General features: G+C 41.3%; 9 protein-coding genes. 7 read left to right on the top strand and 2 right to left on the bottom strand.

Annotation, left to right across the window (positions count from 1 at the left end):
* The first annotated feature begins 347 nt into the window (after positions 1 to 347).
* From ctpB to AACW45_RS02595, 3 genes are all read left to right on the top strand, one after another.
* On the top strand, positions 348 to 1,685 hold the full coding sequence (ctpB, locus tag AACW45_RS02605; RefSeq protein WP_190627293.1) for a carboxyl-terminal processing protease CtpB: 1,338 nt from the start codon (positions 348 to 350) through the stop codon (positions 1,683 to 1,685).
* Positions 1,686 to 1,788: 103 nt separating this feature from the next.
* Positions 1,789 to 2,757, top strand: a complete 969-nt coding sequence (locus AACW45_RS02600; RefSeq protein WP_190627292.1) for a glycosyltransferase — start codon at positions 1,789 to 1,791, stop codon at positions 2,755 to 2,757.
* Positions 2,758 to 2,912: 155 nt separating this feature from the next.
* The gene (locus AACW45_RS02595) at positions 2,913 to 3,608 is read left to right on the top strand and encodes a response regulator transcription factor (protein WP_096644438.1); all 696 of its coding nucleotides are present in this window, start codon (positions 2,913 to 2,915) and stop codon (positions 3,606 to 3,608) included.
* 619 nt (positions 3,609 to 4,227) lie between these two features.
* On the opposite strand, the gene AACW45_RS02590 is transcribed toward AACW45_RS02595, so the two are convergent.
* Positions 4,228 to 4,509: an Npun_R1517 family heterocyst differentiation transcriptional regulator gene (locus tag AACW45_RS02590; protein WP_096644437.1), complete on the bottom strand. Its 282-nt coding sequence runs from the start codon at positions 4,507 to 4,509 to the stop codon at positions 4,228 to 4,230.
* Between the two features lie 1,141 nt (positions 4,510 to 5,650).
* Between AACW45_RS02590 and AACW45_RS02585 the strand changes: the two genes are divergently transcribed.
* The 4 genes from AACW45_RS02585 (at position 5,651) to AACW45_RS02570 (ending at position 11,808) form a co-directional block, all read left to right on the top strand.
* Positions 5,651 to 6,007 (top strand): NAD(P)H-quinone oxidoreductase subunit M, encoded by a 357-nt coding sequence (locus tag AACW45_RS02585; protein WP_190627290.1) that lies wholly within the window; start codon positions 5,651 to 5,653, stop codon positions 6,005 to 6,007.
* A 935-nt stretch (positions 6,008 to 6,942) separates the two neighbouring features.
* Positions 6,943 to 9,210, top strand: coding sequence for a PP2C family protein-serine/threonine phosphatase (locus AACW45_RS02580; protein WP_190627288.1), 2,268 nt, complete (start codon positions 6,943 to 6,945; stop codon positions 9,208 to 9,210).
* 138 nt (positions 9,211 to 9,348) lie between these two features.
* Positions 9,349 to 10,935 (top strand): CHAT domain-containing protein, encoded by a 1,587-nt coding sequence (locus AACW45_RS02575; RefSeq protein WP_190627519.1) that lies wholly within the window; start codon positions 9,349 to 9,351, stop codon positions 10,933 to 10,935.
* Positions 10,936 to 11,169: 234 nt separating this feature from the next.
* A complete protein-coding gene (locus AACW45_RS02570; RefSeq protein ID WP_190543881.1) occupies positions 11,170 to 11,808 on the top strand; it encodes a hypothetical protein in 639 nt (212 codons plus the stop codon).
* Between the two features lie 327 nt (positions 11,809 to 12,135).
* Here the strand turns inward: AACW45_RS02570 and AACW45_RS02565 are convergent, their stop codons facing one another.
* Complete coding sequence (locus AACW45_RS02565; protein WP_190627286.1) at positions 12,136 to 13,500, bottom strand: PrsW family glutamic-type intramembrane protease; 1,365 nt, start codon at positions 13,498 to 13,500, stop codon at positions 12,136 to 12,138.
* Between the last annotated feature and the right edge of the window lie 175 nt (positions 13,501 to 13,675).

The raw sequence follows: 13,675 nt of genomic DNA, 5'->3' as shown, positions 1-13,675 counted from the left end.
GGAATTTGTTGAATTAATGGAACCATTACGTTTCATTACACAATTAAGAAAAGCTTAGTCAGTCGGTGTTTAAAATGCCAGCAACTAAGTTAGCGAAGTGCTATCTTATAAAAATAATCGAAGAGACAAAGATGACATATATAAAAGTGCCATCATCTCTCTCGATGCTCGTCCCAGAGAAAGCTAGCAAACAGAGAAATGATGGTTAAAACTTAAGCTGTATTTTTAGGATCGTTTCTCCATGAAATAATCACAAAGAAAAGCTTAGTTTGAGTATGAAAACTTAAAAAATTCTGGAAATCCTGATTGCTAAACTGTCAACAACACAATTATTCCAGCTGATATACATGAACCAATCTGCGAAACGTTACTCACCGCTCCAAGTAGCCTTGATTGGTGGAGCGATCGCCACGACAGCCACCGCATCCGTATTTGGCCCTGCTTGGACTCGCTGCGTTCGTGCTGCTCTACAAGATAGTCCGAAAGCAATAGTAGACCAAGTATGGCAATTGGTGAATCGTGAATACGTTGATGGAAAATTTAATCAACAAGATTGGCAAGCTACTAGACAAAGCCTTTTAAGTAAAAACTATGCTTCTCGGGAAGAGGCTTATGTTGCTATTCGTGAAGCTTTAAAAATTTTGGGCGATCCATACACCAGATTTATGGACCCTAAACAGTATGAAGCTTTAACCAGCCAAACCTCAGGGGAAGTCTCTGGGATTGGTATTCGCATGGAATTAAACGAAAAAACTAAGCGGCTCACAGTTGTCGAAGCTATAGAAAATTCTCCAGCACTGAGAGCTGGAATTAAAGCAGGCGATGAAATTTTAGCGATTAATGGCAAATCCACCCAAGAAATGAAAGTGGATGATGCTTCCAAACTGATCCGTGGTAAAGCTGGTACCATGCTAACTTTGCGCTTGGGACGCTCAGGACAAAGTGCTTTCGATTTGAAGCTCACCCGCGCGACAATTGAAGTACCAACTGTCCGTTATACCGTCAAGCAAGAAGGTAACCGCCGAGTTGGCTATATTCGCCTACGCGAGTTTAGTTCCCATGCTGCAGACCAAATGCGCCGCGCTATCCGCGATTTGAACTCTCAGCAAGTTAATGCTTATGTTTTGGATTTACGCGGAAATCCTGGCGGTTTGTTGCAAGCCAGCATTGAAATTGCCCGCATGTGGCTCGATCAAGGTGGTATTGTCCGCACAGTAGACCGTGTAGGCGGAACTGAAGATACCAAAGCGAATCGCACAGCTTTAACCAATCTTCCCTTAGCAGTATTGGTAGATGGTAATTCAGCTAGTGCTAGCGAAATCCTCACAGGCGCACTCAAAGATAATAAACGGGCTGTAGTTGTTGGTAGTCAAACCTTTGGTAAAGCTTTAGTGCAGTCGGTTCATGAACTGTCTGATGGTTCTGGTTTAGCAGTCACCATCGCTCACTATTACACTCCTAAAGGTACAGATATTAACCATACAGGTATTACACCAGATATCAAATTAGATTTGACGGAAGCACAAGAGCGTCAGTTAGCATCTAATCCAAATTTAATTGGTACTCAAAACGACCCACAATATGCACGAGCAATTAGTGCGCTATCTAACACTAACTTTGCTCAACCACCAGCAACTCAACCTACTGGCGCTATGAGTAGCAGTGCTAGAGACTTGAAATTTTAGAGTTTAGCTTGCGTAATCAGGATAAAAATCTGGGTATTCCAGCAAACTAAGTGCGTTGATTGGGAATAATAGCAAGTAATCCCAATCAACCATTAACTTTTTTATGAATAATTCCCCAGTTGATGCAACCACCGACCACAGCTTTTTGCCTTATGTGTCGGTGGTTGTGCCTATTTATAATGGTGAGGCTGATTTACCAGATTTAATTTCTTGTTTTTTAGCTCAAACTTACCCGCAAGAGCAGGTAGAGTATTTGCTAGTAGATAATAACAGTAGCGATCGCACTTTAAATTTACTCAAAACCACCGCAGAACTTAGTCCCCTCAATATTCATCCCTTAAGCGAAAATCAAATTCAAAGCTCCTATGCAGCCCGTAACGCTGGTATTCGTGCTGCTCAAGGTGAAATAATTGTTTTTACTGATGCTGATTGTCGTCCGCAACCACAATGGCTAGAATCATTAATTCAACCTTTTAATCAACAAAATATAGTAATTGTTGCAGGTGAAATTACTGCACTACCAGGTAAAAATATTTTAGAAAAATACGCAGATTGTCAACAAACTCTCTCCCAAAAGCATACCCTTTCTCATCCCTTCTGCCCTTACGGTCAAACTGCTAATTTAGCCATTCGCCGGATTATTTTAGAAAAAGTAGGATTATTCCGTCCTTATCTCACCACTGGAGGCGACGCAGACATCTGTTGGCGCATTCTCAAGGAAAAGATAGGGAATTTAAAATTTGTCCCAGATGCCATAGTTCAACATCGCCACCGCACTACGCTTAAGGAATTGGAAAGTCAATGGCGACGTTACGGGCGTTCAAATCGCTACCTACATGAACTTTATGGTGTGGAGCTAATGTCAGAATTTACATCCAAAGACTACGGCTATTGCTTAGGACGTTGGTTAGTCAAAGAAATTCCCAAAAACACCTTAAAAGCGATCGCAGGCAAAGCTAGCCTGATAGACTTTCTGATAACTCCCATTGGTTTATTTACAGCCAAAGCACGTTACTGCGGTCAAACTGAAGCCAAACTCCCAGAAAACGCCAAAATTATCGATTGGTTATAGGAATTGGGCATTGGGCATTGGGCATTGGGCATTGGGCATAGACGCGATGAATCGCGTCTCTACAATTGTCCTCCTTGTCCCTCATGCCATACTCTCCTTCCAATGCCTGCCAACTTTCGCTAAATTGGAACAAGGTATATTCAAGGAAATTTTCAATGTCAGCACAATTGTTATTGGTAGATGATGAACCGGGATTGCGGGAAGCCGTGAAAGATTATTTGCAAGAAAGCGGTTTCAGCGTTCAAGTCGCCAGTAACGCCCGTGAAGGTTGGGATTTGATGCAGCAAAATACACCTGATTTGGTGATTTCGGATATCATGATGCCTCAGGTGGATGGCTATCAGTTCTTGAAACAGCTACGTGAAGATCCGCGTTTTCAAGCCTTACCTGTTGTATTTTTGACTGCTAAGGGGATGACTGGCGATCGCATCCAAGGTTATCAAGCTGGTGTTGATGCTTATTTACCAAAACCCTTTGACCCGGATGAATTAATTGCCATCGTAGAAAATTTATTAAATCGACGTATGGCTAAACCTCAGAGTACAGGTGAAGAAAATGAAACACCTGATATTGCTGAATTAGCAAATCAAATTGCCCAAATTAAGGCGTTATTAACCCAAAGAAACGCTATTTCTCAATCACCAGCACCTTTTAAAATTGACTTAACACCCAGAGAGCAAAGCGTTTTAAATTTGGTAGCTGAAGGATTAATGAATAAAGAAATTGCTAGACGCTTAGAGACCAGCGTCAGGAACGTGGAAAAATACGTGAGTCGTTTGTTTAGTAAAACTGGTACAAATAGCCGTACAGAGTTAGTCCGTTTTGCCTTAGAACATGGTTTGGCTAAATAAATATCTGACAACCGAACCAGAAATAAGGAACACAAGGAAGAATCATCAATAACTATTGCTTTGCGGACAATTGTAGAAGCAATTAATCACAATTGTACAGACAAGGGTTCATCGCGTCTCTAGGTGCTGATTAGAGATGATATGAACAAACCCGCCCCTACTGAACAATCTGGGCGGAATGCAACTTCAAATTCGCAAAATACCAGAGAAAAAATTGCGAATACAAGCGATCGCTCAAAAATAGAGCTATAAATTCAGCAATCTGCAAAATTTTTTGAGTATGTCAGATAGGCGATCGCTTCCTAGTATTTCGCCAACTTGAAGTAACACCCTGATTAAACCTAAATTCCTCAGAATATATTTTTTGAAAAACTCTAACCCGCCCTCATGAGGAAGTATTACATACATTAGTAGGCACCCAAGTATTTCCGTAGTGCAAAGGGTGAGGGCTACTGCGAGGCTTTGACAGCTGTTTGGTAAATCCAATCGGCTTTTAGCCTTAGTTTAAAATTACACAAGCCAACTCAGTTATTGTTGAGAGCGGATGACAAATTTATCACAAATTTACCATTTGCGGCTCAATTAACCAATTGCCACTACTGATAATTAACAGCAATAATTATTGATTATTATCAGCAAAATTACGTAACCGCATTAACTGGCGACGCATTTGTGGTGAAGCTTTAAACTCAGAGATTTCCTGAGCTTTGACTGATGCTTGCAAGGTTTCTAAAAAGTCATCAGAGCCTTCGGTCAAAGCATCTAACAATACCTGTAATAGCTGTTCGCGATCGCTCAGGAGACTTTTTTCCTCAATCAACCGGAATTTGAGATGGATTTCGCACTCATAAACACCTACTTCAATATTATTTATCTGGCGTGGTAAGGCTTTGGAGTTCATAGATTTCAGGATTCCTTTATTTGGTGGTCATCGGGTTTAGGAGTTAATCTCCAGCAAAAATTCTTTAATTCTTTATATTTTCTTTTGAATCCAAATTGTTTGAATTAAGAATAATTCTTTATTCATCACATTTGTCTTCCATTGCCATCTCCTTGAGTTTTTTTCATTCAGACCTCACTCTGCTTAGGCTACTGTTTTCCTGTACCAGAGGTGGCACAAGTTAAGCCATAACTATTATTCAGTTTTTAAGATTCTATACAATAAAGTTTCTGTAAGAAGTTGTTCGAGCTTTTTAAAGGTTTTTACATCAACTTTATGTGAACGTCAACAACAGTTTGTGATTTTACTGAAAATTTAGTGTTTTTACTTACGTGTTATCACTAAATTTTTGCTTTTTGATGAAAGCTAGAGGTAGTTTTACCATAAGTACGTAAATTTACTAGATGTACATTTATTTCATCCAACTAAATCCCGCTTTGTTGGTGTTCTGAATCAGAATTATAAACATTGCAACAGACTAATGACAGTCTATGAAAAAATTGCGGCAAAAGTCGCAGATGTAAAGCAATGGAATATTTATCCATAAATTAAAATTGAGTTTGCTAGCTAAAGCTGTGTTCCACCCTGAGGAGACGCACTATCTTGGGAAAGCTACTGTTTGTGAAGTTAGCCTCCGGTAAACCGCCTGAGCGCAGTGGCTTCTGCTGGCGATTTCTGAAGGGATTAAATGTCCATTAGGACAAAGTTAACTAACTACTCTCAAAACAGCAACAAGTCAGTCAAATTAGCCATAAACCTTTTGCCTGTTTGCCCTAATTACCCTACCCTGATGCTGCATAAATTCTGAGGGCAAACATATTGACATTTATCTGAATATATGATTGTTTGACCGCTACAATAAGTTGAGATTTCCACAAGAAATGAAAACAACCCACCCATCATGAAGTTGGCGGAAATTGTGTTTGCCATTTCTCGTTCAACAAACCTCCCCTACTGGAGTTATCAGCAGATGCTGTTGATGCACGCATTTTGAGCTTCTGCCTGACTAATCAAGAGGAATTGCTTTAGATAGCGGGCATTTAAGCTCTAGCATAAGGTCTACAATGATTTCAGTGTAGTCAACCAAAATCTTACACCTTTTATGGACAACCCGACGCTGCTCAAGTCTACAACTAGGCATATTCGCATTTTTGCGGCAGAACTTGACCAGGATGGCGAACTACTTCCCAGTAATCAGGTCTTAACTTTAGATATTGACCCAGATAATGAATTTAACTGGAATGAAGATGCCCTACAAAAGATTTATCGCAAGTTTGATGAACTAGTAGAAGCATCTAGTGGCGCTGATTTAACGGACTACAACTTACGTCGCGTTGGTTCCGACCTAGAGCATTATTTGCGATCGCTCTTGCAAAAAGGCGAAATCAGCTACAATCTGCAAAGTCGCGTCACTAACTACAGCATGGGACTTCCCCAAGTAGCAGTTGACGATAAGTAATCAAGTCCAGAGTTAAGCTGTGACGCATTTCCAGTGGATATTTCGCACTAAGGTTGTCAAAAGTCCAGATTCCAGGGTCAAAAGCTAGCTTGGACTTTTGACTCTTGACCCTGGACAGCCCTAAGGCGAAGATATTTGATCTAAGTGCGTAACAACTTACTTGTAATTTTTTGTATTTCTTGATTCATTAGGGCATTGGTTAACAGTGCCCTAATCTTATATCTGGCTTGTATCTGCTAATATTCTTGATGAAGATAGAAAATTCTGAAGTCGCAAATTTTACCGTCAAAACATCACTAGTGAGAGCCTGTAATGATGCCAGAAAAGTCAAAAATCAATGACAAAGTGCCCAATCTTGTGCCAACTTGGCTGTGAGAACGTTACCAAAATTTACTTCCTACAGACAGCCAAGGCTAATAACGCCCAAGCCAGACAGTAAAAATGCTCAATCGGCTTTTTGCCTTTTGCGATCGATGGCTGCAATATTTCTTAAAATTCCGCCAGCGATTAATTATTTGATATATATATTTAGCTATCTTAATTCTTAATTAAAGTTAATTCCTAGCTTGTAAATTATAAACTAAAGAAATACCAGCACGATCTGCCTATTGTTAATCAAATCATTCAACAATAGTCAGCAATAGCGTGATGCTGGGGTTAAACTTTGGTGACAGGGTGAAAATTCATTGTGCGGATTGTGGAGACAAGAAAGTGATAGAGGTGATAGAGGCTATGATGGGGCTGTAGGTTTGACTGAGGAGTAAGTTGTTTGAATAAGTAGATCGTAGAATCATTAAGTTTTAGCACTGCGATCCACCAGCTAAAATCATTGAACCAAAGTGTTGCATATACCAGGTTCAAAAAACACGAGCGGTCTAGACGGTCGCTGCCAATGCTGTTGTAGAAATTGCCAATTGCCGATCGGTGAAAAAACTATGGAAAATGATGCTCCCACGCTCTACTGCCCAAATGAACTTTGTCAATCTCCCAATCCCCTGACCCATAAGTTTTGCTTGCGGTGTTCTACAGCTATACCTAAGCGCTATCTTTGGGTGCAGGGTGAAGGCTTGAGTTTTGCCACCCCAGGAGAAATATTAGGCGATCGCTATTTAGTTATAGATCGCTCTGTGGTCTTAGATATCAGACCGGGGTTAGTTCCTGAGACACCAGAATTAGAGAGTTTGTCTGTCATTAGACCTTATTTGCGGCTGATACCTTATCGCGTACAAGTGCCCCAAGTGTATGGAGTTATACCGCCCATTGAGGGACGCTCTCAACAAGAAATATTACTTTTAGAAAAACCACCAATATTTACCGATAGTACAGGGCAACAAGTCCAACTCTACCCGAATTTAATCGCCGCTTGGGGTAATGCTAGTTCTATACGCCAACTGCATTGGCTGTGGCAATTAGCTAATCTGTGGCAACCACTGTTAAGTGAGGGTGTGGCGACAACTATACTTAAACCAGATTTAATTAGAGTAGAAGGTACTTTAGTCCGCTTGTTAGATTTGCATTCTGACGCTGGTATCCAGCCGAGTTTATCGGAATTAGGGAAATTTTGGCAGCAGTTAGAGCAGACAGCAAAACCAGCCATAGCGGAATTTATTCACAAAATTAGTAATTCTTTAATAGCAGAAGAAATAAATTCAGCCGAACAATTAATTGCAGCATTAGATCTAGGACTAGGTCAATTAGGGCGATCGCAAACCTCTAATATTAAAATTTTTACCAAAACCGATACAGGCCCCAGTCGCCAACGCAATGAAGATGCTTGTTATCCTCTCAGTGGGACTTTAGTTACCAAACCGCCTCAATCTACAGCCTTAGCCATTGTCTGTGACGGAATAGGCGGTCATGAAGGTGGTAATGTGGCTTCAAATTTAGCCATTGAAACAATTCAACAGCAGGTACAGCGACTCACACAAGTTCCAGCAGATCATATAGATCCTTCAATGCTGCTAACTGACTTAGAATCGGCGGTAGCAGTCGTCAATGATAAAATTAGCCAGCGTAACGACAGCGAAAATCGCCAAGGTCGTCAACGCATGGGTACAACTATCGTCATGGCATTACCCATTGGTCATGAAATTTATATTACCCATGTGGGTGATAGTCGTGCCTATTGGATTACCCGCCAAGGTTGCTATCAAGTTACCCTAGATGATGATGTGGCCTCCCGCGAAGTTAGGTTAGGCTATGCGCTCTATCGAGAAGCCATACAACAAAGTGGTTCTGGTTCTTTAGTCCAAGCCTTAGGGATGAGTCCTAGTACATCACTTCATCCCACCGCCCAGAGGTTTATTCTCGATGAAGATGCTGTATTCTTACTCACATCCGATGGCTTAAGTGATTTTGACCGGATCGAAGATTATTGGGAAACAGAAATCTTACCCATTCTCAAAGCCGAAGCAGATATTGCTAGCGTAGCCGAGAAATTAGTCGAAATCGCCAATACTAAAAATGGTCACGATAATGTCACTATTGCTTTAGTACATTATCAGGCGAAATATACAGAACCAGATTTAAGTGTAACAGCCATCATCCCGGAAAGCTCATTTGCTGGTAATTCTACTGAGCCATATCCGACAACAGCACAGCCGAATTTAGTCAGCAATCCCAACAATAAAACCAAAGTTATTCCTGATGAATACAAGCGGCGTAACGGCTTTGCTCAACTACCGCTACAGTTGATTGTACCTTTAATGTTGGTGACGATAGTTGGTAGTTTGGGATACTTAGTAATGCAATTACGCCAGGGGAAACAGCAAATTGCTACTACTAGCGCCAGCCCTAATTCACAGCAAAATCCCAATCCATCGCCAACAGCGCGAACCATTGATAATCTGGCGGCAGGTTGGGTGATTGAAGCTCAGAATGAAATAATTAATAGCAAGGAAAAATTTCCTAGCGGGACTTTTTTTCAAGTAATTGACAAAAAACCTAAAAATCCGCCATCTCCTAATTCAGAATTTGTAGTGACTTTGCGGGTGTGTCCGAATAATCAAGACACCGCCAATCCCGACAAGAATATTGCTGCTGGACAAATACCAGAAAAAACAGTCAAAATTGAACTTTCTCAACTTAAATCAGGGGTGACTGTTCTCCAAGCCGATAAACCAAATCCATGCGTTCCGCAAAAGCCAGAGCCAACAAATCAGCCACCTGTAACTAAACCACAAGCCGAAGGTGATGCAACTTAGTGGAATTGCGCCATAAACTGATAAAACCTGAAATAATACAGGTAGTAACCAAAATCAAAAACTGCCAAGGTAAAGACTTTTACCTGGAAAAACTGTTATTGAAAATAATTGTTTTCACATTTAAGTTTAATGACTTCATTGCCATGCCTGAACCTGGCGATCGCTCGTTTGACCAACACTGGCACAGATAATTTTGCCATTTGGGTAGTTAAAGCGCCTTATCCTAGTGGTTATGTTTTGCATGACTGTATATGGCCAGTTGAACTCTCTCAAGTTTGGCAAGAATGGCAGGAAATGTTCGGAGGTGATAACCCTTTAAATATTGCTTCTGGTGCAGCCCTCCCACAGAAAGCCCCATTACCAATAAATTTGAATTCATCCCCTTCAGGGCAAACAGCAGGTTATAGCAGTCGTCTGATGCAATACTTGGGAATGAGTCTGTGGCGCTGGTTATTTGACGGGCCAATTCTCGGTAGTTTAGAACGCAGTCGGGGTATAGCTATGGGACAGCATACTCGGTTGCGCTTTCGCTTGGAAATTCGCGATCCAGATTTAATTGCCTTACCTTGGGAAATTATGCAGCGTGAAGCCGGTCAATCGGTAATGTCGCTGTCACAAGATTTACTCTTTAGCCGAACTACGAGTGAAGTTGAATCATTACCGCCTTTACGTATAGAACAGACGCTGAAAATTCTTTTGGTATTAGGCGAAAATGAAAATAAAAATCTGCAACTAGAAAAAGAAGCAGAAATTTTAAAACAAACTCTGACTAAAGCAGGGCCTTTAGGTAGTTATTCTCAGGGATATGCACCATGTATGGTAACTACATTGCTGCAACCCCAACCACAGGAATTAATTCAAGAATTAGAAACTAAAGCATACAATGTCTTTTTCTATGCCGGTCATGGTTTACCAGATCCAGATGGGGGTTTACTATTTTTACGACCGGGGATGACTCTCAATGGCATAGAATTAGCTCAGGTATTGACTCGCAATGGTGTGAAATTAGCGGTGTTTAATGCTTGTTGGTTAGCAAGACCGGCGGCGGTTAATCAACAAGCCATACCTTCTAGCAGTTTGGCAGAAGTGTTAATTCGTCATGGCGTACCGGCAGTTTTGGGAATGCGAGATGAGATTGCGGATGCGGAAAGCCACAGTTTTATTCAAGCTTTTACCGAAGCATTGCGATCGCGTAAATCCATCGATGAAGCTGTCGCCCAAGCTAGACAACAATTGTTAACAGTATATCGGTTTAATCAACCAGCCTGGACTTTACCAGTTCTCTATCTCCATCCTGATTTTGATGGCGAACTCATTAAAAGTTTTGATGAAGGAATTACCGAGCTACCAGATACGACAATTCCGAGTATAATTGCTTCGGTACCTACAGCTTCGTTGCGATCGCTAGCAGTACCAGATAAAACTTGCTTGTTACGTTCTGGTGTCACCCGCATTGGTCGGACTAAAGATAACGATCTTGTTATTCCCGAACCTTCTGTGTCTAAACGCCATGCGGAAATTTTATGTCGGAATACTTTTAGCGGGACAAATCCAGTTAGAACTTATTATTTACAAGATTTATCTACCTACGGTACAACCTGGGTTTCTAGTTCTAATGGCTGGCAACAAATCCTCCGCGAGGAAGTACCTTTAACCTCAGGAATGCAGTTAAAGTTTGGGAGTTCCAGAGGTGAAACTTGGGAGTTTATTATTGAAGACTCCTAATTAGTTCATACACCTAACGTGTTTTGATTTCTTGTCAAGACAGGAGTGATTTATGTAGTTTGTGTAAATCCAAATTACTAATCGCATTTCAATGATTATCCAAAAAATAACAGCCTGAAAAAATAGTTTCATCCTCAGCAAATTTCATTTGATTTTTGCGGAAATGGGATAAGGACAGTTGTAGCTGTCAATACCGCTAAATAATCAACTCAATCATCAACTCGGAGGCGACAAATGATTAACAATATTAACAACTCAGCTAATTTCACTTCTTCACCATCTCAAGTCGAATTAGATTTCCTCGCCGCTTTACTGGAAGTAGAAGATGCAACTTATCCTTGGAACCCAGCAGATAGCGAATCAGATGCTTATTTTTGCGCTTTAGAACAGCAATTTCTCAGCGATGAGTTATGGGATGAACAAGAGCTAAATACGCGATCGCATGGTTTTTACCAACAACTTGATACACTATGGCCAGAAGATGCGACTGATTCCCCGGAACAAGCTAATAGCAGTCAGACTTTATTCGCTAATCTCCAAGCAGCTTTTGCAGCAGCTATACCCCAAGAATGGCTAAATAACATTGCCCAAAAAGCCACTGAGATGTTTACCTCCCAGCAATCTCTTGGCGAGCAATTAGTGGAATGTGTTCAAGGAGTGTTACCAACTTGGGCAGCAGAAGATCTCTTAGTTTTAGCCCGTCCTTATGCCTATGCTATGCGTAGCGGAGAACCACATAACCCAGGATCTGTGATGAGTAAATTTGAAAATAAGGAATGGGAAAGTTTATCCGATGTCGAGCGAGCAAAGGTTAGTTTAGCGATTTCTTACTATGCTCTGACCCAACTTCACAGCTTTCAGTCAGAATCCTAAATCAGTTGTCTTTTATCCTTTAGGGGTCAGTTAATTCAGGCGACTTCTTGCTTTTGCCCGCACTCGACGCTTGTATTGCGGGTCTTATACTTTTTTTCTCGTTATTTTTAAAGACAATTTCCCTAGCATAATTCCAACTATAGGCTGATTGCGGAAGCAGAGCTATCTATCTCAAGGTAGAAAAGAGTCAATGGTCAATGGTCAATGGTCAATGGTCAATGGTCAATGGTCAATGGTCAATGGTCAATGGTCAATGGTCAATGGTCAATGGTCAATAGTCCCCCTTGTCTCCCTTGTCCTCCTTGTCCTCCTCTTCTCCCTCCTCTCTCATTTAGGGCCGAGGAAGCGAGTAGCGAAATTTTGCGATCGCGTGGGTGAAAGGGCACGTGCTTTTAAAATTGCTGCCATCAAAAAGGCGTAAGATAATACCCCAACAATTACCAATAACAAGGCATTGATTGAACCAGTAGCATTCCATAAGGCATGAAGTGCAGCCGCGCTTACATAGCCAATGGGGAGAATTTGCCAAACTAGACGGGGTTTGAGTACAGCTAAACCAATAAAATAGCCCAAATAGCCACTGTAAGCCATGTGTCCGGCTACAGAACCTAAAATTCGCGGAATGAGTAATTGTAAACCTACGAGTTGACCAGTGCCTACACCCGCTTGTTGCGCCACATTTTGAGTAATAACAGGCACATATTGACCAAGAGTTTCTAATAAAGTAAAACCCACTGCCGAAGCAGTTCCTAAGAGAATGCCATCTAAAGGTTCCCAAACACCTATGCGTTCTCGCCAAGGTGAGGGCAATATCAGGCCAATAGCTAAGGCTGCTAATACAGGTAATGCTTTCAGTAATTCTTCCATTAAACCTGCACCAAAAAACATCCGTATCAGCAATTCGGTGAAGGTTAGTGTATCCTGAGATGAAGGTAAGTTCCCAGGCAATAAACCGCGAAATACAAAAATAAACAAATCCAATAGGGGACTTTTCAATATTACTGCGGTACCTAAAGCTACAGATGCCAGTACCCACCAAGGCTTTTGCTTACCGCAGAGTTGGTATACAAAGTAATAAGCGGCAAAGGCTATATAACTAGCAACAATCACTTGATTGGCTTGTGGTCTGCCTACCGTAGCAAACATTAATACCACAAATACTACTGTTAAAATTCCTGGTATGAGATAAGCTTTACGAGTTAAATCTTTACCAGTGGAAATAATCGGAAACAGTTGAGTAAAGCTCACCGAATCAGATTTTAAGGGTGCGGGGTAACTTCCTGGTGATGGCAGGGGTGTGGCTGGCCTGGTCATGATTGTGGCTTGGGGTACATAATCATGCTCAAACACAAATTGCGGCCCGTCAGCACCTAAAGAAATGCGATCGCCTGGCTGTAATTCTTGACAACCTTGGATGCGCTGTCCGTTTAAATACGTACCGTTAGCGCTATTTAAATCACAAATGAGCCAGCTAAATTTGTTATCTGGGGAAGAGAGCGGACGAACCACAGCATGACGACGAGATACCATCCGATACATCATGGCATCCAAGACAATTTGGCAGCTGGGGTCGCGTCCAACGATCATCTCTTGACTTGGGAGCAGCGAGTAGCGGAATTCTGACCTAAGAGGTGCCCCATTACCAGACACTAGCCGCAGAAATGCATTATGTCTTGCGTTTTTGCCTGTCATCGAGTTAGATTGCTTTTTTCAAAGAATTCGGAAATTACTTGTTATTAGAACTTAAGCCTAACCAATTTACAGCAATCTCATTTAAATGTTGCAAAAAAAATTATCTGCCGTACCTGAATTGTGAATTTAAATTTGTTCATCATACTGGATTACTGTAACTGCGGCATGGCTAAAT

Source organism: Calothrix sp. FACHB-168, from assembly GCF_963889195.1.
Classification (GTDB): domain Bacteria; phylum Cyanobacteriota; class Cyanobacteriia; order Cyanobacteriales; family Nostocaceae; genus Aulosira; species Aulosira anomala_A.
The sequence above is the reverse complement of the archived record's forward strand: the minus strand, read 5'-3'. Positions and strand labels throughout refer to the sequence as shown.

What these genes read in the sequence shown, in the direction of transcription:
- ctpB (WP_190627293.1), top strand. Translation starts at nt 348, where the DNA reads ATGAACCAATCTGCGAAACGTTACTCACCGCTCCAAGTAGCCTTGATT.
- AACW45_RS02600 (WP_190627292.1), top strand. Translation starts at nt 1,789, where the DNA reads ATGAATAATTCCCCAGTTGATGCAACCACCGACCACAGCTTTTTGCCT.
- AACW45_RS02595 (WP_096644438.1), top strand. Translation starts at nt 2,913, where the DNA reads ATGTCAGCACAATTGTTATTGGTAGATGATGAACCGGGATTGCGGGAA.
- AACW45_RS02590 (WP_096644437.1), bottom strand. Translation starts at nt 4,509, where the DNA reads ATGAACTCCAAAGCCTTACCACGCCAGATAAATAATATTGAAGTAGGT.
- AACW45_RS02585 (WP_190627290.1), top strand. Translation starts at nt 5,651, where the DNA reads ATGGACAACCCGACGCTGCTCAAGTCTACAACTAGGCATATTCGCATT.
- AACW45_RS02580 (WP_190627288.1), top strand. Translation starts at nt 6,943, where the DNA reads ATGGAAAATGATGCTCCCACGCTCTACTGCCCAAATGAACTTTGTCAA.
- AACW45_RS02570 (WP_190543881.1), top strand. Translation starts at nt 11,170, where the DNA reads ATGATTAACAATATTAACAACTCAGCTAATTTCACTTCTTCACCATCT.
- AACW45_RS02565 (WP_190627286.1), bottom strand. Translation starts at nt 13,500, where the DNA reads ATGACAGGCAAAAACGCAAGACATAATGCATTTCTGCGGCTAGTGTCT.